This is a genomic window from Amycolatopsis sp. NPDC104819 (genome assembly GCF_055583145.1).
Genome location: NZ_JBVJON010000001.1, coordinates 883688 through 905393 on the forward strand (window position 1 = coordinate 883688; position 21706 = coordinate 905393).

The 21706-nt window shown below is 72.7% G+C and carries 20 protein-coding genes; 15 read left to right on the forward strand and 5 right to left on the reverse strand.

The window, feature by feature from the left end:
* The first annotated feature begins 194 nt into the window (after positions 1-194).
* The 3 genes from ACZ63E_RS04500 to ACZ63E_RS04510 all read left to right on the forward strand — a co-directional run bounded on the left by ACZ63E_RS04500 (position 195) and on the right by ACZ63E_RS04510 (position 3050).
* Entirely contained in the window at positions 195-821 is a 627-nt protein-coding gene (locus ACZ63E_RS04500; protein ID WP_465334220.1) for a hypothetical protein, read from the forward strand.
* Positions 822-957: 136 nt separating this feature from the next.
* Positions 958-1830 carry an RNA polymerase sigma factor SigJ gene (sigJ, locus tag ACZ63E_RS04505; protein WP_465334222.1) on the forward strand — a complete coding sequence of 291 codons (873 nt, stop codon included), beginning with the start codon at positions 958-960 and terminating at the stop codon, positions 1828-1830.
* Positions 1831-2072: 242 nt separating this feature from the next.
* Positions 2073-3050 carry a methyltransferase domain-containing protein gene (locus ACZ63E_RS04510; RefSeq protein WP_465334223.1) on the forward strand — a complete coding sequence of 326 codons (978 nt, stop codon included), beginning with the start codon at positions 2073-2075 and terminating at the stop codon, positions 3048-3050.
* On the opposite strand, the gene ACZ63E_RS04515 is transcribed toward ACZ63E_RS04510, so the two are convergent.
* Positions 3047-6220, reverse strand: a complete 3174-nt coding sequence (locus tag ACZ63E_RS04515; RefSeq protein WP_465334225.1) for an RHS repeat domain-containing protein — start codon at positions 6218-6220, stop codon at positions 3047-3049. The two genes, ACZ63E_RS04510 and ACZ63E_RS04515, sit on opposite strands and share 4 nt — an antisense overlap.
* Before the next feature lie 194 nt (positions 6221-6414).
* Between ACZ63E_RS04515 and ACZ63E_RS04520 the strand changes: the two genes are divergently transcribed.
* From ACZ63E_RS04520 to ACZ63E_RS04555, 8 genes are all read left to right on the forward strand, one after another.
* Positions 6415-8046 (forward strand): S8 family serine peptidase, encoded by a 1632-nt coding sequence (locus ACZ63E_RS04520; RefSeq protein WP_465334226.1) that lies wholly within the window; start codon positions 6415-6417, stop codon positions 8044-8046.
* Positions 8043-8618 carry an RNA polymerase sigma factor gene (locus tag ACZ63E_RS04525; protein WP_465334228.1) on the forward strand — a complete coding sequence of 192 codons (576 nt, stop codon included), beginning with the start codon at positions 8043-8045 and terminating at the stop codon, positions 8616-8618. Before ACZ63E_RS04520 ends, ACZ63E_RS04525 begins: the two co-directional genes overlap by 4 nt.
* The gene (locus tag ACZ63E_RS04530; protein ID WP_465334229.1) at positions 8615-9100 is read left to right on the forward strand and encodes a hypothetical protein; all 486 of its coding nucleotides are present in this window, start codon (positions 8615-8617) and stop codon (positions 9098-9100) included. The genes ACZ63E_RS04525 and ACZ63E_RS04530 overlap by 4 nt, the downstream gene beginning before the upstream one ends.
* The gene (locus tag ACZ63E_RS04535; RefSeq protein ID WP_465334230.1) at positions 9097-9798 is read left to right on the forward strand and encodes a DddA-like double-stranded DNA deaminase toxin; all 702 of its coding nucleotides are present in this window, start codon (positions 9097-9099) and stop codon (positions 9796-9798) included. The genes ACZ63E_RS04530 and ACZ63E_RS04535 overlap by 4 nt, the downstream gene beginning before the upstream one ends.
* A 49-nt stretch (positions 9799-9847) precedes the next feature.
* Positions 9848-10273, forward strand: a complete 426-nt coding sequence (locus ACZ63E_RS04540) for an Imm1 family immunity protein (RefSeq protein ID WP_465334232.1) — start codon at positions 9848-9850, stop codon at positions 10271-10273.
* A gap of 102 nt (positions 10274-10375) precedes the next feature.
* Positions 10376-12925 carry a CHAT domain-containing protein gene (locus tag ACZ63E_RS04545; protein WP_465334234.1) on the forward strand — a complete coding sequence of 850 codons (2550 nt, stop codon included), beginning with the start codon at positions 10376-10378 and terminating at the stop codon, positions 12923-12925.
* A gap of 131 nt (positions 12926-13056) precedes the next feature.
* Positions 13057-13545, forward strand: a complete 489-nt coding sequence (locus ACZ63E_RS04550; RefSeq protein WP_465334236.1) for a DUF4232 domain-containing protein — start codon at positions 13057-13059, stop codon at positions 13543-13545.
* Between the two features lie 20 nt (positions 13546-13565).
* On the forward strand, positions 13566-14165 hold the full coding sequence (locus tag ACZ63E_RS04555; RefSeq protein WP_465334238.1) for a DUF4232 domain-containing protein: 600 nt from the start codon (positions 13566-13568) through the stop codon (positions 14163-14165).
* A 167-nt stretch (positions 14166-14332) separates the two neighbouring features.
* Here the strand turns inward: ACZ63E_RS04555 and ACZ63E_RS04560 are convergent, their stop codons facing one another.
* Positions 14333-15655: a DUF2079 domain-containing protein gene (locus ACZ63E_RS04560; RefSeq protein WP_465334240.1), complete on the reverse strand. Its 1323-nt coding sequence runs from the start codon at positions 15653-15655 to the stop codon at positions 14333-14335.
* Between the two features lie 56 nt (positions 15656-15711).
* Complete coding sequence (locus ACZ63E_RS04565; protein ID WP_465334241.1) at positions 15712-17049, reverse strand: sensor histidine kinase; 1338 nt, start codon at positions 17047-17049, stop codon at positions 15712-15714.
* A gap of 66 nt (positions 17050-17115) precedes the next feature.
* Here ACZ63E_RS04565 and ACZ63E_RS04570 point away from each other — a divergent pair, with 66 nt between their 5' ends.
* Positions 17116-17952 carry a maleylpyruvate isomerase family mycothiol-dependent enzyme gene (locus ACZ63E_RS04570; RefSeq protein ID WP_465334243.1) on the forward strand — a complete coding sequence of 279 codons (837 nt, stop codon included), beginning with the start codon at positions 17116-17118 and terminating at the stop codon, positions 17950-17952.
* Here ACZ63E_RS04570 and ACZ63E_RS04575 read toward each other — a convergent pair.
* Complete coding sequence (locus ACZ63E_RS04575; protein WP_465334244.1) at positions 17949-18929, reverse strand: small ribosomal subunit Rsm22 family protein; 981 nt, start codon at positions 18927-18929, stop codon at positions 17949-17951. The two genes, ACZ63E_RS04570 and ACZ63E_RS04575, sit on opposite strands and share 4 nt — an antisense overlap.
* A 146-nt stretch (positions 18930-19075) precedes the next feature.
* On the opposite strand from ACZ63E_RS04575, the gene ACZ63E_RS04580 reads away from it, so the two are divergent.
* Genes ACZ63E_RS04580 through ACZ63E_RS04590 form a run of 3 tightly spaced genes read left to right on the forward strand, consistent with a single transcriptional unit; the run spans position 19076 to position 21153 of the window.
* Positions 19076-19498, forward strand: coding sequence for a YciI family protein (locus tag ACZ63E_RS04580; protein WP_465334246.1), 423 nt, complete (start codon positions 19076-19078; stop codon positions 19496-19498).
* Positions 19498-19848, forward strand: coding sequence for a YciI family protein (locus tag ACZ63E_RS04585; RefSeq protein WP_465334248.1), 351 nt, complete (start codon positions 19498-19500; stop codon positions 19846-19848). The genes ACZ63E_RS04580 and ACZ63E_RS04585 overlap by 1 nt, the downstream gene beginning before the upstream one ends.
* 39 nt (positions 19849-19887) lie before the next feature.
* Positions 19888-21153 carry an RNA polymerase sigma factor gene (locus tag ACZ63E_RS04590; RefSeq protein ID WP_465334249.1) on the forward strand — a complete coding sequence of 422 codons (1266 nt, stop codon included), beginning with the start codon at positions 19888-19890 and terminating at the stop codon, positions 21151-21153.
* On the opposite strand, the gene ACZ63E_RS04595 is transcribed toward ACZ63E_RS04590, so the two are convergent.
* Positions 21150-21704: an HD domain-containing protein gene (locus ACZ63E_RS04595; RefSeq protein ID WP_465334250.1), complete on the reverse strand. Its 555-nt coding sequence runs from the start codon at positions 21702-21704 to the stop codon at positions 21150-21152. The two genes, ACZ63E_RS04590 and ACZ63E_RS04595, sit on opposite strands and share 4 nt — an antisense overlap.
* Positions 21705-21706: the final 2 nt, after the last annotated feature.

Below are 21706 nucleotides of genomic sequence, written 5' to 3' on the forward strand. Positions count from 1 at the left end.
ACACTTGTCTGGACCAATTACCCGGCCTGCCTGGGCGCGCCGGACCACGGGGTGCTGAGCCTTCGACCCGGCTCGGCGCGCGGTTCAGGCCGCGGTGAGCAGCGCCGCTCCCGCCGGGTGCGGCGGCAGACACGGACGGGTGACGTTCGCGTGTGGCATTTTCGCGCGTCGCGGTGCGGGGTAACGATGTCTGCATGCTGGACACCGATGTGCGGTCGCGGGGGCTCGCCGTGGTCACGCCCGCCGGCGCCGTGCGGTTCGCCGTGCGGGCCGACGGCTGGGACGTGCCCGCGCGGCCGGAGTTCACCGAGAAGCTCGGGGCCGCGGGGCGGCTGCTCCGGTGGCGGCACCGGTCCGTGCGGCTCGACGTGCTGACCGGGCCGAGCGTGCCGCAGCTGCCGGACGGCTGCCCGGTCGTCACCCGGGAAACGACCTTCTTCCGGGTGCTGGCCCGGGAACCGCTCAGCGAGTTCGTCGTCCAGGCCGAGCTGCCCGGCGAGCCGGCTGCCGACGACGGTGAAAGCGCCTTCACCGTCGAGACCGCCGACGCCGTGGTGAGCGTCGGCGGTCCCGGTCCGGACCAGCTTCGCGACTGCTCCCGAGCCGGGCAGCACGTGCCGCCGTACTGGGCCGGGCTGCTCGGCGATGACGCCGTCGAGCGGAGCGGGTCGACGCTCACCTGGCAGCTGCCCGCCGTCGAGCGCGGCGACTACGCCGAGCTGTGGGTCTCCGTCGCCTGGAGCGAACCGAGCGAGCACCCGGGCACGCGGCTCGCGATCGACATCGACCCGGCCCGGGTGCTGCGCGAGCTGACCCGGTGAAGTCCGGTCCGGGTCCGGAGCGCCGACCCGGATCGGGGTTGGCGCACGCGTGTCCATGAGGTCCGTCCGATCTGTCACATCTGCGGTGAGCGATCCGTCAAGGTGATGACCGAACACGACCGAAGGACGGAACCCCGTGGACGACCTGGCGCACCGCTTCGAGACCCATCGTGACCACCTGCGGTCCGTCGCCTACCGGATGCTGGGGTCGCTGACCGAGGCCGAGGACGCCGTGCAGGAGGCGTGGCTGCGGCTGAGCCGGAGCGACTCCGCCGCCGTCGAGAACCTGGGCGGCTGGCTCACCACGGTCGTCGGCCGCGTCTGCCTCGACATGCTGCGCTCGCGCAAGGCACGGCGCGAGGAGCCGCTGGACGGGTTCGTCCCCGACCCGGTCGTCAGCCGGGACGACGCCAGTCCCGAGCACGAGGCGCTGATCGCGGACTCGGTCGGGCTCGCACTGCTGGTCGTGCTGGAGACGCTGACCCCGGCCGAGCGGCTGGCGTTCGTGCTGCGGGACATGTTCGCGATGCCGTTCGAGGAGATCGCGCCGATCGTCGGCCGCTCCGAAGCCGCCACCCGCCAGCTCGCGAGCCGCGCCCGGCGCCGGGTCCAGGGCGCGCCGGTCGCGCCGGACCCCGACCTCGCCCGGCAACGCGAAGTCGTCGACGCCTTCCTGGCCGCCGCGCGCGGCGGTGACTTCGACGCGCTGGTGACGGTCCTCGACCCGGAGGTCGTGCTGCGCGCCGACCGCGGCGCGACGGGCGGCTCGGTCGAGGTCCGCGGCGCGGCGCAGGTCGCGAACCAGGCCCTGACGTTCTCCCGGCTCGGCGCGGGCGGCGGAGTGGTCCACCGGGCCCTGGTCAACGGCGCGGCGGGCGTGGTGGCGACCCGCGACGGCCGCCCGTTCTCGGTGCTGGGCTTCACGGTGGCCGGCGGCCGGATCGTGGAGATCGACATCCTCGCCGACCCCGACCGCCTCAGCCGGCTGGACCTGGCCGTGCTCGACTGACTTCGGCGACGGAATGGAATCGAATGGTCGCTGTGAGCTACACTGAAGATTCTTTCCGGGCACACCGGTGGCGACCCGGACGGTCCGGAAGGCGGTAAGCACCGCAAGTGACCAGCCTCGACGAGGCGTTCGTGCGGGTGGACCGAGCCGCTTTCGTGCCCGCCCGGATCTGGTTCGACGACGAGCACGGCCGTCCGCAGCCGATCGACCGCGAGACCGAGCCCAGGCGATGGCGGTCCGCGGTGGCCTCGGACGCGCCGATCGTCACCCAGCTCGACGACGGTGCCACCGCATGGCCGGCCACCGGCCTGAACGCCACCAGTTCGGCATCGGAGCCGTCCCTGGTCCGTGACATGCTCCGCCGGCTCGAAGTACGCCCCGGAAACCGGGTGCTCGAGATCGGGACCGGGACCGGGTACCACACCGCGTTGCTCTGCGAGCTGGCCGGAACGGGCAACGTGACCAGCATCGAGGTCGACCCGGTGCTGGCCGGCCAAGCGCGCGCGAGTCTCGCCGCCGCCGGATATCGGCCGGACGTCATCACCGGCGACGGCGCCGCCGGATTCCCCGCACACGCACCCTTCGACCGGGTGATCGCGACCTGCGCCGTCACGGCCGGGCACATTCCCGTTGCCTGGGCCGAGCAGACAGCCGAGGGTGGCACGATTCTTTCCCCCTGGGGCACCGCGTTCTGGAACGGGGTCCAGGTCCGGCTCATCGCAGATGGTCGAGGCCGCGCGGAGGGGCCGGTGGCCGGCTTCGCTTCGTTCATGCGGATGCGCGCGCAGCGCACGCCTTTCGGGCAGGCGAGCAGGCTGTCCGATCTGATCGAAGCCGCGTCGGTGCGGGTCGAGACGACCACCGTCGCGCCGGACGCGGTCCGGTCCGGTGCGGGCGCGTTCGCTGTTTCACTGCACCTCGCCGATGTGCAGCAGTCGACGGCCTACAACTTCGACGGCGAAGGCACCGACGAATTGTTGCTCTACCACGTGGCAAGCAATTCGGTGGCCACTGTGCACGTGACCGCGGAAGCGGTCGCGACGGGGAAATATCCGGTGCGCCAGCTCGGTTCCCGGCGGCTGTGGACCGAGGCCGAGCAGGCGCACGCGTGGTGGCAGCGCCGTGGCGAGCCCGAAGCCACGCGCTTCGGTTTGACGGTGTCCGGAACGGGCCAGGAAGCCTGGCTGGATGAGCCCGGCAACACGGTGCTCGCCTTCTAGCCCCGTTCCCGATCGACCACCGCGCCGCGCTCGTCGGTCACCAGGGCGACCCGGTCCTGGTCGTCGAAGTGCTGGTAGCGGCGGCGGCCGTCGGCGTACTGGCGGACCGTGCCCGCCACCGTGATCACCAGCTCGCCGTCCTCGATCGCGTAGAGCTCGTCCGGGCTCAGGACTTCGTGGATGCGCGTGCCGTTGGTGACCAGGGTGCGGACGCGGCGGCCGGTGTGGTCGTAGCCGTACAGCGCGTTGACCCCGTCGTCGCCGTGGACGCCACGCAGGCGGCCGAACGCGTCGCGGATTTCGCTGCCCGGCGGCGTTTCCGGGACCTCGGCCACGCCCGGCGCGATGTCGTGCAGCAGCCCGTCCGGGCCGGCGACCACGTGCCGGCCCGCCGCGAACAGTTCGCTGATGCCGTTCGCGTAGTGCACCGCCGTGCGCCGGCCGCGCAGGTCGTAGTGCACCGAGTCGATGAACCCCGGCACGCTGACCAGCCGGCCGACCTCGTCGTACTGGTGACGCACGGTCAGCCGCCCGTCGCCGGCGTCGGGGTACACCACCTCCGACAGCCTGCCGTCGGCCCGGCGCACGACGTCCAGCCGGTACTCGACGGCGACGTGCGCGGGCCGCCAGCGCCGCTCGGCGGGGTGGCCGAGCGCGTCGTACCCGAACAGCGTCACCCCCGATTCGTCGGTGACGCGCACCAGCCGTCCGCAGCTGTGCGGCCCCGCGCCGAGCGGCACCGGGGGCGCGCCGTCGTGGTAGGTGAACGTCGTGACCGGGGCGCCGCCCGGGTCGTCGACCCGCACCGCCACCAGCCGGCCGCCCGCGTCGTGGACCCGGTACACCGTGCGGCCGCCCGTGGACCGCGACTCCACCGCGTTCCCGGCCGCGTCCCGGACGTGCACCACCCCGTCCGCGCCGCGCAGCTTCCGCCCGAGCAGGTCGCGCGTGCCGTGCGGAACAGCTTCCTGGACGTCCGGCGCGGTGAGCGGGCGGCCGAGCGCGTCGTGGCGGAACTCCATCGCGGGCGGCCGCGGCTCGCCGTCGCGGAACGCCCGGCTCGTCCGGCACACCAGCCCGCGCGCGTTGTACTCGTGGTGTTCGTCGACGACGTCGCCGAGCAGCTCGGCGTGCCGGCGCTGCAGCAGCCGGCCCGCGCCGTCCCGCAGCTCCGACGTCACCAGCACCTCCGCCTCGCCGGACACCGCCCGCTGCTCGGTCGTCACCCGCACCGGCCCGCTGAGGTCGTAGCGGTAGCGGACGGTCGGCAGCTCCGCCGAGTCGCCCGGCCGCACGACAGTTTCGGGCCGCCCCAAGGGATCGTGGGTCACCGTCGTCACTGCGCCCGCCGGGTCGGTCACCTCGCACACCCGCGCCGTGCGGACGTCGTAGCGGGTGGCCGTCACGTTCCCGAGCGAATCCGTGACCACCTCGGGGAAACAGCGGTCCTCCGAATACCGCACCTCGCGGGACTGCCCGTCCGGCCCGGTCGTCGTGGTGCGCAGGCCGGTGACGGTGTCGAACCGCCCGTGGAACGTCGTGACCCACCAGCCGTCCTCCCCGGGACGGCGGTGGTAACCGTGGTGGCGGAAGTCCGGCGGGACCAGCCCGTAGACCTCGGCGACAAGCGCGTCGGTGAGCACCAGCTCTTCTTGCGCGGTGAGCACACCGCGGGTGCCGGCCGTGCCGTCCGGTCGCTCGTCGTACCGGAACAGCTTGTCGGACAAGACTTTCCCGGCGCCGTCCAGCTCGCGGACCCGGGCGGGCAGCGCGATGAAGCGGTGCTCGGGATCGGTCGTGTACGTCGTGCGCGTCTCCCGCACCACCGGCTCACGGCCGGGGCGCTCGGTCGTTTCCACCTCCCGGACGGGGTTCCCGGTGGTGTCGAGGGCCGTCTCGGTCGTGGTGACCGAGACCGGCGCTTCCCGGCGCTCGAACTCCGTCGTCACCGTTCGAGTCCACTGAGGACGGCGTGCGCGTTCGACCCGGCGGTAGGGGCGATCCGCGTCGGGCGAGCCGTCGAGGCCGTACGTCTCCTCCTTCTCCAGGAAGCCGTCGGCTCCGAACCAGCGGAGGGTCCGGAGTGTCGGGACGTGCTCGTCCCCGAGCTCGTCCTGGACCACCCGGCCGAACCCGGTGAAACCCGGGATGAAGCGGGCTTCGTCGTACTCGAACTCGGTCACGCCGGCCTGGCCGGTGGCCGACTCCAGCAGTGAGACGCGCCGGACCACCGGAACCGCCTCGACGGTCGTGTACTCGATCTCGGTGCGCAGCCCGATGCCGTTGTCGATCCCGCTCAGCCGCCCGGCACGCGGGGTGTCACCCGGTTCGAGCGAGACGTACGGCATCGACTCCTCGGCGTCGAGCAGCAGGACGCCCTGGTCGGCGCCGCCCCCGGCCCGGGCCCGCGTGGCGAGCTGCACCCGCCGCGCCGGCTGCGGTTCCGCCCGGGTGTAGGCCAGCCGCAGCACGGGCGCGGCCGCTTCGGCGCCGCGCGCGTCGAACCCGGTCAGCGCCACGGACGTCAGCATGGACGCGCCGGTCACCTCGTCGGTGTTGTACCCGAGGGACCACCGCTTCACGAGCGGCCGCGCGTCTCCCGGCACCCGCAGGTCGATCCGGGCGCAGCGCAACGCCGTGGTAACGAGGGCGCCGCCGCGGCCCCAGCGCAGCACGTCCGGCCGCGGCTCGTAGGAGAAGTCCACTTCGTACGGTCCGTAGGCTACGCGGGCGAGGTACGCCTGGCCGCTGTGGTGCGCCCAGGTGAACGCCGCTGTGTTGCCCAGCGCGTCCTCGGTCCGCTGGAGGTTCCAGGCGGACCCGCCGCCCTCTTCGGGTGCGAGGAAGTGGCGGACGCCCGACCGGGTGGTGAGCAGGTAGCCGTCACCCCGGCGGAACAGCCGGCCCGCGGCACTGGCCCGCGCGCGGCCGTCGTGCGGCCGGACGTGCGGGAGCGGCACCGAGAAGCCGGCGCCGAAGAGCCCGTTCGGCGCGCCGGTGGCGTACCGCAGCACGAGCGCCGGCGCGATGCCGCCGGGCCCGGGCGGCAGGTCGAGCGGCACCGTGAACCCACCACCGCCGGTGGCCGGCTCCGGCGTGAAGGCGCCGCCCGGCCCCCGGACCGGCGCGGGCCGGCCTGCTTCCTGCGCGCCCGACCCGAGCGGAACCATGTGATCTCCCTGGTGGCTGCGTGACTTCCGGAGGGCCAAGTGGGTGAGGCGGGCACGTCAGATACGTCGTCACCCGTTTGCCGTCTTAGTTATGCGTTCGTGACTTCGATGTCGTATTTCAGTGGCGGCTCACCGGTCTTTTCCGGGTGCCACGTGATCAATGCGAGGGCCGAGGCAGCAGGAGGGTGGACCCGATGGTCGTCAGGTTCGTGCGGGACGAGACCACGGAAGTGGCGGCGGAGGAATCGAGCACGCTCAACGAGCTGCCGACCCCGCCCCGGCAGCTGCTCGACCGGCACGGCGCGCGGGTGCTCGACCCGGCCACGGCGGTGGTCGCCGCCGGGCAGCCGGTGCCGCGCACGACCGTCTACCGGCCGGGCGTGTTCCTCCTGCCGAACCGGTTCGTGCGTGACCAGGAGACGCTCGCCGCGATCAACCGCGTCCTGGCGCGCATCGGCATCTACGCCGCGCCGGCCGGCCGCGGCGACGGCAAGGAAACCGAGCGCGCCCGGCAGCTCGACGACCTGCCTGTGCGGGCCCTGCTGCACGTCCGTGAGGACTCCGACCCGGTCGTCGTCGACTGCTGGAAGGCGCTGCAGCTGCTGAGGTCCGCGGCGTCCGGTGAGAAGCCCGAGCTCGACCCGAAGATCGCCGCCCAGGTCTCCGTCGAGCACCTGCTGTTCAGCACGCCGGTCTTCGGCGGGGTGCCGTGGGAGACCAGCGGCCTCGGCGGCACCCCCTGGGAGACCAGCGGGTTCGGCGCCGGCAGCTCGTACGGGCGCACCCGCGGCGCCAACCGGATCCCGGTCACGCTGGCCGCCGACCCGCCGTTCCGCAGCGAGAAGCCCGGGCACCGGCGGCCGGTCGTCGCGGTGCTCGACACCGGCATCGGCCCGCACCCGTGGTTCGGCCTCGCCGACCGCAGCGGCCCGCCGCCCGCCGGCGCCGGGCTCACCGTCGCGCCGGACATCCAGGCGGCGATCCTGCAGGCCCAGCTCGACTCCGGCAGCACCCTGCCGACCCAGCTGCTCAGCGACTACTGGGACGCGCCGACCACCGGCCAGCCGCTGATCGGCGACGTCGACACCGACACCGGGCACGGCCTGTTCATCGCCGGCATCGTCCGGCAGGCCTGCCCCGAAGCCGACACGCTCGCGATCCGCGTCGTGCACAGCGACGGCGTCGCGTACGAAGCCGACGTGCTGCTCGCGTTGCACCTGCTCGCCGACCGCGTGCGGGACGCGCAGGCGAACAACCGGCCCGAGAACATGGTCGACATCGTTTCGCTGTCGCTCGGCTACTACGAGGAGAACGCCGCCGACATCGCCTACACCGGCCAGTTCGGCGCGGCCATCGCCGAGCTGCTCGGCCTCGGCGTGCTCGTGGTCGCCGCCGCGGGCAACGACGCCACCACCCGCCGCTTCTACCCGGCGGCCTTCGCCGACCAGCCGCTCGCCAGCGGCTGCGGCCCGCAGGTGATCAGCGTCGGCGCGCTGAACCCCGACGTCTCCGCGAGCAAGGCGCTCTTCTCCAACGAAGGCCCGTGGGTGCGCTGCTGGGCGACCGGCGCCGGGGTCGTCAGCACCTACCCGACCGACGTCCGCGGCACCGCGGCCGCCGACCACGAAGTGCCCGACCAGGGCCGGAACTCGTTCGACCCGGACGACTACAGCGCCGGCTTCGCGGTCTGGGACGGCACGTCGTTCGCCGCGCCGCTCGCCGCCGCCGAAATCGCCAAGGCCCTGTTCCCCTTCGGCTCCGAGCTGGCGACGGTCGACCGCGACACCGTCGTCAAACGAGCTTGGGCCGCGCTCGGTTCGCTGTGAAAGTGGCCAAGACCGACCACGGGCGCGTCGCCGCCCTGTTCGACGCCGCGCGGGAGGGCGACCGCGCGGCGCTGAACGACCTCGTCGCCCTGCTCACGCCGCTGCTCTGGCAGGTCGCGCGGGACCAGGGGCTGGACGCCGACCAGGCGGCCGACGTCGTGCAGACGACGTGGCTGCGGCTGCTCGGCGCGTTCACGGAGATCCGCTCGCCGGTCGCGCTCACCGGCTGGCTGATCACCGTGACCAAACGGGAAGCCTGGCGGGCTGGGGAAAAGCGCCAGGTCGAACGGCCGCTGCCGGAACTGCCGGAGCGGCTGACCGAAGCGTCACCGGCACCCGAGGAGGGGGTGCTGCGCGACGACCAGCGCGCGCGGTTGTGGCGCGCGGTCGACGCCTTGCCCGAACGCTGCCGCAGCCTGCTGCGGATCGTGGCGTTCGTGCACCGGCCGGACTACGCCGAAGTGGGCGCCCGGCTGGGAATGCCGAGGGGGAGTATCGGCCCGACCAGGGGACGTTGCCTCGCGCGCCTGCGCGAGCAGCTACTCGCCAACGGCGAAGGAGATTGGCTGTGACCACCGTCGAACCACCCGGCGCGAACGAGCCGTTGGACGCGCTCGACTTCCGGCTGCTGGCCGGGCTGCGCGAACTGTGGGAAGACGCCGACCCGATGCCCGACACGCTGGTGGAGCAGATCCGGTTCGCGATCCAGCTGGAGGACGTCGACCTCGAAGTGATGCGGATTCGGGAACAGGAGGGGCTGACCGCCGCAAGAAGTGCTGCCGAACAGGGCAGGCTCATCACTTTTGACAGCGAAAGCCTGACCATCATGGTGAATGTGAGCCCCGAATCCGGGGGTACGATCCGGCTGGACGGCTGGCTCACCCCGCCCGCCGAGCACCCCATCGAGGTCCGCACCGTGAACGGGCCGCTGACGACGGACTCCGACGCCGAAGGCCGGTTCGCCGTCGGCGGTGTGCCGCACGGGATGGTGCAGGTCCTGGTCCGGACGCTCGGGCGGTCGAGGACGGTGAGCACGCCGGCCATCGAGCTGTGACCCGCCCTTCTCCGAACTCCGACGGAATCGGGGAGCTGGTGGCCGGAGTCCGGACGGCATTGCGCAAGCTCACGCCGACCGGCCTGGATCGAGCCTCCAACTTGGCCGAGGAGGCTCGGCGAGCGCTGGCCGGACTCGGCTCGGAGCAGCCTGAACTACGCCAGGCGGTCGTCGGCTTGGGACAGGTGACGGCCGAAACGTGTGGTGTCCAGCAGCTTCTGGGCAGTGTGACGAACCTGCTGACGAGTTACCTGGCCGGCCTTGGAGCCGACGCAGCGGGAGTGCCGGTCGAGCCCGTGCGGTCATCGGCCGCCGGTGAGTCGGTGGCCAAGCCCTCGAAGCCGGACGGCCGGCGCCTCACTCGCGAGCAAGCGGAAGCTCTGCAGCGGGAGATGCCGCCGCAGGTTGTCGGCAACAGCGGAACCAAGACGCACGGGCGGTGGGTGGACGAGCGGGGCAGGGCACACGAGATCGTCAGCGGGAGAGACGAGGATTCCGCCGAAGCGGCCCGCATCCTCCGCGAGAACGGCATACCTCCTCGAGGCGAGCTGGCCACGACGGCCGATGTGGAACAGAAGCTGGCGGCGCGAATGGCGAGAGAAGGCCGAAGGCATTTGGATGTGTCTCTCAACAACCGGCCCTGCAAGGGGCCATACGGCTGCGACACCTTGGTGCCGATTATCCTGCCCGAGGGATGACTGTTCACGCGCCGAACTACCGCAAGACGTTCACCGGAGGAGCCAACCCGTGGTCACGCTAGAGGTCTGGTACAACCAGGAACCGGACAACGACTACGGCCCGGGTGATCCGGCGATTCTCGTGAGTTCGGCGGGGGAACTGGACGCACTCATCACACGAGTACAAGAGGACACCAAAGACCTTCCGGTGCCCTCGATGGTCGAATGCTCCGTCGCCGGAGATCCGAAGTCGGGAGTTTTCGACATGGGTATCGGGCAGGAGACAGGCTTTGTTCTCTTCATGACACCGGAAGCCGTGCAGACGCAAGGTGACGGGAATCTTGCCGGGTATGTCATTTACGACTACATGGCACACGTACGGGAAATCCCCGCCAGCTACCAAGTGGCGATGGACGAAGTCAGGCGAGTGGCGCTGGCTTTCCTGGAGACCGGGAGCGTTCCGGCAGGACTGGTTGCCGACCGGTCCCCGGGGTAGTTCGGCCGGCAAAAGAGGCTCTGGGACGGTGCCGCGCCGGAGGTACGGTTGTGCCCCGCCCTTCTCGGCCGAGGGGGACGGTCCCGGCCGGAAGGGCAGCCCGTGGTCGCGTCTGGGCAGGGCGTCGAAGACCGGGTGCGCGACCTGCACAGACGTGCGGTCGCGGCGACGAACAACGGCCAGCCGGTGGTCGGCGGCCGGCTGATCCGCTCCGCCGCGCGCCTGCTCGGCCTGCCCGCGACCGCGCCGCCGCCGGAGTGGCCCGCCTGGCCCGACCTCGCGACGCGCGTGCTCGGCACGTACGCGGCCGTCGAAACCGCGCTGGGCAACAGCACCCGCGGGCTCGCCCTGCTCGACGAGGCCGACGTCCTCGTGTCGGACGCCGGGCGCGGGATCCTGCGCCAGCAACGGGGTCTCGTCTTCATCCTGATCGGCCGGATGGACGAGGCGCTGACGTGCTTCGACGAGGCGATCCCGCTGCTGCGGCAGGTCGGCGAGTTCGTCGTGCTCGCCCGGACCCTGCTCAACCGCGCGATGCTGCACCAGTACGCCGGACGCGTCCGGCTCGCGCTCGCCGACCTCGACCAGTGCGAGCAGATCGGCGCCGGGCAGGCGTCGGAAGAGGGCCTGGCACGGATCTTCGCGAAGGCGGCGCACGGCCGCGGCCAGGCGCGGGTGCTGACCGGCGACATCCCGGGCGCGCTGCGCGACTTCGACGCGGCGAGCGGGTTCTACGCCGAACAGAGTGTCGGGATGCTGCCGGTGCTGGCCGTCGACAAGGCCCGCGCGCTGCTCGCCGCCGGGCTGCCGAACGAAGCCGCCGCCGAGCTCGACGCGGCGCTCGAGCAGTTCCCGCGGCTGCGGATGAACCAGGAGCACGGCGAGGCCGAGCTGACCCGCGCGCTGGCCGCGCTGGCGAGCGGCGCCCCGGCCACCGCGCGCAGCTGGGCCGTGCGCGCCGAACGGCGCTTTCGCCGCCGGGGCAACGAAACCTGGGCCGCGGTCGCGCAGCTGACCGTGCTGCGCGCGGACTTCGCGACCGGCCGCCGGGTCGCGCGCGTCGTCGCGGAGGCGACCGCGCTGGCGGACCGGCTGACCGGGCTGGGCCTGCGCAACGACGCCGAAATCGCCGCGCTGCTGGCGGCCCGGGCCCGGATCGCCCGGGGTGACCTCGACGGCGCCCGCGCCGCGATCGCCCCGCGCGACCGGCGGACCGCGCCGCTGGAGAACCGCCTCTTCCGGCGGCTGGCCCTGGCCGAGCTCGGCGCGGCCGCCGGCAACCGGCGCGTCACGTTCGCGAACGCGCGCGCCGGGCTGACCCAGCTGCAGCGGCACCGCAGCCGGTTCGGCAGTGTCGACCTGCAGACCGGGACGACGTCGCTGGGCAAGGAGCTCGCGGACGCCGCACTCGCCGCGGCGCTCGCCCAGCGCTCGCCCGGCGTGGTGTTCCGCTGGCTCGACCGCTCGCGCGCGCAGGCGTTCCGGTTCCGGCCGGTGCGCCCGCCCGCGCACCCGCAGACCGTCGACGCCGTCGCCGAGCTGCGGTTCCTGTCGATGCAGATCCGCGCGGGCGAGCTGTCCGGGAAGCCGGACAGCCAGGCCGTGAAGCGCTGCGCCGCACTGGAACGCGAGATCCGCGCCAAGGGCTGGCAGGCCGAAGGCGCCGAGGTCGACCACCCGGAGGCCAAGCTCGGCGAGATCGGCGACGAGCTCGCGGCCACCGGCAGCGCGATGGTGTGCTTCCTCGCCGACCACGGCGCGTTGTGCGCGCAGGTGATCGCCGACCACCGGGTCGCGCTGATCGAGCTCGGCCCGGCTTCGGCCGTCGTCGAGCCGGTCGCGCGGCTGCACAGCGACCTCGACGCGTTGTGCGGGCGGCAGCTCCCGCCGCAGCTGGACCGGGTCATCCGCCGCTCGGTGCGCACCCAGGTCACCGCGCTGGACTCGATCCTGCTGGCGCCCCTGGCGTCCCGGCTCGGCGACCTCGACGTCGTCGTGGTGCCGACCGGCGCGCTTTCGGCGATCCCGTGGGGGCTGCTGCCGACGTTGCACGGCCGCCCGGTGACGGTCACGCCGTCGTCGTCGGCCTGGCTCGACGCGGGCCGCCGTCCGCGCCAGGCCGCCGGGGCGCCGCTGCTGGTCGCGGGCTCCGACCTGACCCACGCGGAAGCGGAGATCGCGCTGCTGAAGCCGTTGTACCCGGAGGCGGAGGTGCTGACCGGGCCGGACGCGACGGTCACGGCGACGCTCAAGGCGTTCGACGGCTGCCGGCTGGCGCACTTCGCCGCGCACGGCCACCACGAGCAGGAGAACGTGCTGTTCTCGCGGCTCAACCTGGCCGACGGGCCGCTGATGGCCTACGACGTCCAGCAGCTTTCGACGGCGCCGGAGCAGGTGGTGCTGTCTTCGTGCGACGTCGGCCAGACGGTGGTCCGCGCGGGTGACGAGGTCCTCGGGTTCACCGCGGCGCTGCTCTACGGCGGGAGCCGCACGGTGGTTTCGAGCGTGGCGCGGGTCGACGACCGCACCGCGGGCGGCGTGATGCTGGCCTACCACCGGGCGCTGTCGACGGGCACTCCGCCGGCACGGGCGCTGGCCGACGCGGCACAGGCGGAACCGCTGATGCCGTTCGTCTGCTTCGGCCGTAGTTGACAATTGTCTTGACGTCCGGCGCGGCGGTGGGTTGCTTTCGGGTGATCGACCCCATCTCGGCGCATCCCCGAGGGGTTCGTGGGCATCTTTCCCTGTGAGTCCAGTTGATCACGGAACGAGGGAGGATCACCATGAAGCGAACCGCTACCGCGCTGATCGTCGGGGGCCTGGCGGCCGGTGGGCTGTTCCTGGCCGGCGGGGCCGCGAACGCCATGCCGAGCGACACCCCGTGCGGCGCCTCGGACGTCCACGTGTCGGTCACGCCGGACCCGTCGAACGCCGCCGGGCACGAGGCCTACGTCCTCACCTACACCGCGACGTCGCCGAACACGAACTGCAAGCTCGAAGGCACGCCGACGGCGTTGAGCTTCCTCGCCGGCGGGCAGCGGCTCCCGGTGACCACCACCGCGGACGGCAGCCAGGCGCTCCCGGTGAACCTGCGTGACGGGCACCCGGCGGAGTCGCGGATCGTGCAGCGCTCGGCCGAGGCGGGGGTCGCGGCGGACTTCGTCACGTTCGACCTGCCGACCGGGCCGTTCGGCCAGCCGGTGAGCGTCGCGTGGCCGGCGGGGGCGCTCGTGAAGGGTGCCGCCGTCCAGGTCACGCCGGTCAGTAACTGATCTTCGGGAGGGGAACCACCATGAAGCGCATCTTGATCGGGATCGGCACGGCGGCGGGGGCGTTCGCGTTGGCCGCTTGTGGCACTTCGGCGGCTGCTCCTGCCGCTCCGGCTCCGGCTGCTCCGGCTCCGGCCGCTGCTCAGGGGGCTTCCGGGGGCGGGGTCGCGCCGGCTTCGACCGCCACACCGCGCTGCACCACCGCGGACCTGGAGGTCCTGCTGGGCAAGCCGGCCGAGAAGAACGACGCGCCGGGCCAGTACGACATCCCGCTGACCTACCGCAACACGACGGACCACACGTGCGGCCTGTACGGCGTCCCGGGCGTCGACCTGGTCGGCCCGGACGACGCGACGTTCGGCCCGGTGTACCACCTGCCGCGCGTCGACAACGGCGTGAAGTACAACGAGGTGACGGCGGGGACAACGGCGTCGGCGACGATCACGGTCGTGAAGCCGGCCGCCGGCGAGCCGACGTGGACCCCGAAGAAGCTGGTGACGATCCCGCCGGGGCAGCGGACCCCGCTGGAGGCGAGCTGGCCGGCGGACCTCCCGGTCCTCCGCCAGGACGCGGCAACCCACCCGGGCTCCTACGTGAACGGCATCCTGGCCGACCCGGCCTGAGCCCTGCCCCAGCGCCCCAAGGCCACCTTGGGGCGCTGGAGCCTGGGTCACTCGATCGGGTGAAGCGGGGGGCCGCGCGTCATTCCGGGCGTGGGGCTCCCTCTTTCTCGGTGCGGCGGTAACCGGCCGGCACGCCCCCCGACTGGCCGGTTACCGCTGCGATTTCTCTACGCACGGTGGAGCAGCACAACCGCGTCCGTCTCCGCGACGCTCACGTAGCCCGTGCTCCGCAGCTCACCGAGCGCAAAAGCCTTCGTCTCCAGCGTGGTCGGCCAGGACTGCTCCGGCTTCGCGACCACCACCCACTCCGGCCGCTCCGCCGACACTCCGTCGAAGAACAACACCGTGCAGCGGGACGTCAGCCGCGGGGCCAGGCGGTTGGACGCCAGGACCGTCGCGCCGTCCGGGATGCGGGACAGCACCGCGCTGACGCCGTCCCGCTGCGACGGCGTCCAGACTCCGCTCGTCAGGTGCGCCGCCTGCAGCGCCAGCGAGCCCAGCCCTGCGACCAGCGCGCACGCCGGCAGGAGCCACCGCCGGTCGAAGCGGCGGACGCCGTCCGCCGCCGCGAGGAACACGATCGGCATCAGGACCGCGCTGTAGTGGTATCCCAGGCCCCAGTAGCGGTCGTTCGCCGACACCAGCCGCCACAGCAGGGTCGGCGCCGCCAGCAAAAGCACCGGTGAGCGCACGGCCGCGAACGCCGTCGGCGCGACCAGCGCCAGCAGCATCGAGACCTTGACGATCGACCCGCCGAAAGGGTTCAAGCCACCGCTGTGCGCGTACGCGCCCGCCGGGTTCAGCGCCGGCAACACCACCGTCACCAGCAGGATCGACGAAGCCACGCCGAAGACGACGACCGCCCAGCCGAGCCGTCGCTGTTTGTTCAGGACCAGCACCACGCCGACCGCGGCGAGCGTCAGCGGCAGGTCCTCCTTGACCAGCACCAGCGGCAGCGCGCACCAGACCGCGGCCCGCCACCGTCCGCGCAGCAGGTGCTCCGCGGCGAACGCCACCATCGGCACGGCGAAGCAGACCTCGTGGAAGTCGAAGTTCACCGCGGACAGCAGCCCCCACGACAGCACGTACCCCGCGCCCACCACCGCACCCGGGCGCGCGCCCAGCACCCGCGACGCGCAGCGCGTCACGGGCACGGCGGAGAGCGCGAACAGGAACGCCTGCGCGACCAGCAGGCACCCCGGCCCCGGCCAGAGCAGGTAGAACGGCGCCAGCAGCACCAGGACCGGGTGGAAGTGGTCACCGAGCGTCGGCGCGCCCGGGCCGAGCAGGTCCGACACCGGCCAGCGCCCGTGCGCGTAGGACCGCACGGCCTGCTCGAAGATCCCCAGGTCGAACCCGCTCGCGTCGAACGTCCGCAGCCGCTGCAGCGACCAAGCCGCGTACCCGGCGAAGGCGACCGAAGCGACGACGTAGGGGACCGCGCGGCTTTCGCGCGTGCGCGCCGGAGCCGGCGCGAGATCGATCAGCATGGCCGGATGCTCGGGTGGCCACGCTGAACCGGAGCTTAAGCAAGCTGAAGAAGTCTTCAGGCGATCGGCAGGCGGAGCTCCAAGCGCGCGCCGGACGTGCTGTCGGTGACGCGCAGGGTGCCGCCGTGCGTCCGCGCGATCTCGGCGGCGATCGCGAGGCCGAGCCCGGAGCCGCCGTCGTCTTCGCGGGCGCGGTCTTCGTCGAGCCGCACGAACCGGTCGAAGACGCGCTCGCGGTCTTCGGCGGGAATGCCGGGACCGTCGTCCTCGACCGTCAGCACGGCCTGGCTGCCGAACGCGGTGAGCGTGATCGTCACGCGGCTCTTCATGTGCCGCTCGGCGTTGTCGACGAGGTTGCGCAGCACGCGCTCCAGCCGTCCCGCGTGGCCGCGCACCACCGGCATCGCCTCGATGTGCGTCGTGATTTCGACGCCGTCCCGCGGGAGCCGCTCGGCGACGTGTTCGGAAACCAGGTCTGCCAGCGCGACCGGCGCGGTGCCGGCCGGCTGGTCCGTGTCGAGCTTGCTGAGCAGCAGCAGGTCGCCGGCCAGCGCCTCCATCCGCGTGACGTCGAGGACGGCGTTGCGGTAGCTGCGGCGCCAGTCGAGCCGGTCCGGGTGGGCGAGCTGCACCTCCAGCTGCGTGCGCATCGACGCCAGCGGCGTCCGCAGCTCGTGCGACGCGTCCGCGGTGAACCGGCTCTGCCGCTGCACGGCCCGGTCGAGCCGGGCCAGCATCTCGTTCATCGTCACGGCGAGCTGGGTGATCTCGTCCCCGGAGTCCGGCACCGGGACACGCCGGCCGAGGTCACCCGCGCGCACGCCGTCGACCTCGGCGCGGATCGCGCCCACCGCCCGCAGTGACCGCCGGACGGCGAACCAGGCGACCGCGCCGATCAGCAGCGCGGCCGCGGGCACGCCGCCCCAGAGGATCCGCTGGGCGGTTTCGACGGTCTGGAGGCCGATGGGGTCGAGCGGCACCGACGCCTGGACGAAGTGCTGCTGGTCGGTCGTCCCGGTCTGCGACACCACGGTGTCGTCCCCGCCGAAGGGCCATCCCAGGACGCAGTCCGGTCCGTAGACCCGTGCCCGGCCGACGGTCGTGCCGGTGTTCCCCGGCTCGTCCGGGCAGCCGGTGTCGCCCGACTTGTCACGCCTGATCCAGTACCCGGCGTAGTCGAGCTGCCGGGCGACCTCGACCGGCTTGACCCCGGCGTCGAGCAGGGACCCGATCGCGCGGGCCTTCTCGCTGGCGAGCTGGTTCGCGGACGTTTCGAGGCCGCTTCTCAGCGCGTTCACGAACCAGTACGAACCCAGGCCGAGCACGAGCGCCGAAGCGAGAGCGGCGAAGAGGGCGACCCGCACCCGGGTCGACCGAGGCAGGAACCGGGCCATGCGGCGAAGATACCTGCGCACCTTGGAAGATCCGCCCGGCGCGTCACGCGCTTACCGTCGGAAGCTGTGACGGGCGAAAAGTGGCAAGCCGTGCGCGCCGCGCTGCCGGAGGTCGGCGGCCGGTTCGCGGACCTGGTGGCCGGCGTGCCGGACGCGCACGCGCGCTCGCTCGGCGAGTGGTCGGTCGCCGAAACGGCGTCCCACGTCGGGATGATCGCGCTGATGTACACGGCGATGATCCGCGGCGACGGCGGCCCGCTCCCGCTGCCGGGCCTGAAGGACCCGATCGGCGCGGCCAGCGTCGACACGATCTCCGACATGAACGCCCTCGCGCTCGAGCTCTACCCCGAGCGCGACCCGGTCCGGCTGGCCGAGCGGCTGCGCGCGGACATCGCCGAGGTGCTGCTGGTCAGCTCTGACCTGGACCCGGAGAAGCCGGTGTGGTGGCTGGGCAGCTCGCGCGTGCCGGTCGCGGGTGTGCTCGCGCACCTGGTCAACGAGATGCTGATCCACGGCCTCGACATCGCGCGTGCGGCGGGGAGGCAGTGGCCGATCCCCGCGGCGCACGAGGCGTTGTTCCTGGAGCTGTTCCTGTTCGGCTTGGTGCGCAACGACATGGGCCGCCTCCTCGACGACGCAACACCGTCACCCCGCCGGATCGCGGTCGAGTTCCGCTCGGCGCACACCCGCCCGGGAGTGCTGGCTCTCCAACACGGCGAGCTGCGCTTCGAGGAACCGGACGGCACGGCGGACGTCCGGCTGCGGTTCGACCCGGCGGTGCTGGTGCCGATGATGTTCGGCCGGATCTCGCGGGTGCGCGCGGTGTTGAGCGGTGGAGTGCGGATCGGCGGGCCGCGGCCGTGGCTGCTGCCGGCGTTCCTGCGGACCGTGCGGATGCCCTAGTTCGCCGACCAGCCGTCGCCCCACTCGGCGTCGCGGGCGGCTCGGTACCGCGGGCCCTGCTTCTTCGACACCGCGACGCCCGGCTTCAAGCCGTCCGGGGTGCACAGGTCGAGGGCCACCCAGCCCTTGTGCTTCTTCGGGTGCCGGATGATCCGCGCGTCCGGGCGCTCCGGCGTGAAGCGCGCCGCGACGACGTACGCGAACTTCTCGTCCTCGAACCCGAGCGTGCCCGCCTTCAGCCGGCGGTGCAGGCCCGACCGGGGGAGCCGCGCGGCGAAGTGGCACCAGTCCTCGCCCGGCACGATCGGGCACGCGGCGTCGTGCGGGCAGGGCGCGATGACATGCAGGCCCTCGTCGACCAGCTGCGCCCGCGCGGCGCGGACCCGCTCGTACCCCGCCGGGGTGCCCGGCTCGATCAGCGCGACGGCCCCGGCTTTCGCGGCCAGCCACCGCACGACGTCGGCGCGCGTCGCCTCCGGCAACTCGCCGAGGACGTACGACAGCGTCACGAGGTCCGCCTCCGGGGCGGGCGCCGCCGGGTCGACAAACCCGCGTCGCCACTCCGCGCTCCGGACCGCCGGCAGCGACGCGCCGGCGGCGAGCCGCTTGCCGAGCCCGATCGCGCCGGCGACCTGCTCGAGCACCGTGCACTTCGCCAGCGACGGCCAGACAGCGGCGGCCGCCCAGACCGCGGCGCCCGTGCCCCCGCCGACGTCGACCTGCGTACGCGGCTCGAAGCCGGGCGCGCGCGAAGCGGCTTCGGCGAGCACAGCGTGTACGGCCGCGTAGGTGGCGGGCATCCGGTAGCCCGCGTACGCGGCGACGTCGGCTTCGGAGCTGAGGATGGGCGAAGTCGCCGCGTCACCCTGGCGGTAGCGCGTGCTGAGCCGGTCGACGGACTGCGTCAGCCTCGGCACGGGGTGCCTGGCCAGCTCGTCGTCGAGCGCGGAGGAGAGGTCGTCGGGGAGAACCGCCACGGCCGTTGATTCTCCCCTGTCCGATTTGCCCACCCGGACCGACCCTGAGCTGCTAGTTTTCCCGCGCGAAAGTTTTTTGGCGGACGCTGTCGATCCGGGGCACGGCCGTTCGACGCGTGGGCAAGACCGAACGAAGGGACTCCGCGATGCGCTTCATGGTGATCGTCAAGACGAACGAGCACACCGACAGCAAGGCCCCCAGCGCCGAGCTGCTCGCCGAGATGGGGAAGTTCAACGAAGAAATGGTCAAGGCCGGCATCATGCTCGCCGGCGAGGGCCTCGCGCCGAGCGCGGAAGGCGCCCGGGTCGTCTTCGACGGCAAGGAAGAGCCCAAGGTCGTCGACGGGCCGTTCACCGAGTCGAAGGAGCTCGTCGGCGGGTTCTGGATCCTCCAGTGCCGCGACCGCGACGAGTGTGTCGAGTGGATCAAGCGGATGCCGAACCCCGAGGGTGAGCACGGCGAGGTCGAGATCCGGCGTGTCGCCGAGGCGTCCGACTTCGAGAACATGACGCCCGAGGTCGCCGAGCTGGAAGGACGCCTGCGCGCGCAGGCTGCCGGGGACGCCTGATGCGCTTCCTGGTGATGGTCAAGGCCAGTCCCGAGTCCGACGCGCTCGGCTTCCAGCCCGCCGCAGAAGAGCTGGCCGCGATGGCGAAGTTCAACGCGCGGCTGCTCGACGAGGGCCGGATCGTGCTCGCCGAGGGCCTCACCTCGAGCGCGGACGGCGTGCGCGTCGTGTTCGAAGGGGACGCCGAGCCGAAGGTCATCGACGGGCCGTTCACGGAGACGAAAGAGCTCGTCGCCGGGTTCTGGGTGCTGAACGGCGATTCGCTCGAGGACGTCGTCGCGCTGATGAAGCAGGCGCCGAACCCGGAGGCCAAGGGCGGCACGGTGGAGATCCGGGCCATCGCCGGGTAGTGGGTTGCACCGCGGCCGATCACCCTGTCGAATGGCCGGGTGACGGTAGCGGACACCCGGAGCACGGTCGAGACGGTGTGGCGGATCGAGTCGCCGCGGCTCATCGCGGGCCTGGCCCGGATGGCCCGTGGCGACGTCGGTCTCGCCGAGGAGCTGGCGCAGGACGCGCTGGTCGCGGCGCTGGAGCAGTGGCCGGAGTCCGGCGTGCCGCGCAACCCCGGCGCGTGGCTGATGACCATCGCGAAGCGCCGCGCGGTCGACCAGTTCCGCCGCAACGAGCGGTACGCGGAGAAGCTCGAAGAGGTCGGCCGCGACCAGCAGCTCGGCGAAGGCGTGCTGCCGGACTTCGACGCGGCCCTCGACGACCACATCGAGGACGACCTGCTGCGCCTGCTGTTCGTCGCCTGCCACCCGGTGCTGAACACGCAGGCCCGCGTCGCGTTGACGCTGCGGATGCTCGGCGGCCTGACGACCGACGAGATCGCGCGCGCGTTCCTGGTGCGCGAGTCGACGATCGCGCAGCGGATCGTGCGGGCGAAAAAGGCGCTGGCGGCGGCGAAGGTGCCGTTCGAGGTCCCGGAGGGCGACGAGCGCGTCGCGCGGCTTTCGTCCGTGCTCGAGGTCATCTACCTGGTGTTCAACGAGGGGTATTCGGCGACCCGCGGCGACGACTGGATGCGCCCGGCGATCTGCGACGAGGCGATGCGCCTCGGCCGCGTCCTCGCCGCGCTGATGCCGGGCGAGTCGGAGATCCACGGCCTGGTCGCGCTGATGGAGCTGCAGGCGTCCCGGGCGAAGGCCCGCACCGGCCCGAACGGCGAGCCGGTGCTGCTGCTCGACCAGGACCGCGCCCGCTGGGACCGCCTGCTGATCCAGCACGGCTTGGCGGCGCTGGCCCTGTCGGAGCAGATCGCGGAGGGGGCGTACGGCCCGTACTCGGCCCAGGCGGCGATCGCGGCCTGCCACGCCCGCGCCCGCACGGCGGACGAGACGGACTGGGTCCGCATCGCGGCCCTGTACGAGGGGCTCGGCCAGCTCCAGCCGTCCCCGGTGATCGAGCTGAACCGCGGGGTGGCGGTGGCGATGGCCTACGGGCCTGAGGCCGGCCTGGCGGTGGTCGACGCGGTGGCGGAAGAGCCGGCGCTGAAGGACTACCACCTGCTGCCGAGCGTCCGCGGCGACCTGCTGCAGAAGCTGGGACGGCCGGAGGAGGCGGAGAAGGAGTTCCGCCGGGCGGCGGAGATGACGGAGAACGCGCGGGAGCGGGCGCTGCTGCTGGACCGCGCGACCGCGGTGGGCCGTTAGCGGTCCCGCCAGGACAGCGGTGACAGCGTCAACGCCGCTTCCGCGATCTTCCGGGCCGTCTCCGTCGTCAACCCCTGCCGCGCCGACTCGATCCACTCGTCGACCCGCTGCACCCCGACGTCGCGATACTCCAACGCCTGCAACAACATCTCCAGCTTGTCCGCGTCCTTCGCGCACAACGCCTCGGCCGAAACGCGGCTCTCGTACTCGTCCACGGCCGACCGCACCACCGACTGCGAGCGCGGCGGCAGCGCGGCCGTCTGGTCCGCCGTGATGGCTCGCGGGGACGGCTTTTCCAGGTAGTCCACCGCCGTCAGCGGGAGGTCGCCCGTTCGTGTCTCCTGCGTGTCGTGCCAGACGGCCAGGAACGCCGCCCGCTCCGGGGACGCTCCCTCCTCGGCCGCGATCAGCGCCGCCAGCTGGGCGGCGCGCAGGCTGTGCTCGCCGACCGACTCGGGGTCGCGGACGCCCGCGTGCCACCAGCCCGACCGGCGGACGCGTTTCAGCAGACCCAGCTCGTAGCCGAAGGAGGCAAGCCCGTCAGAAGCCATGC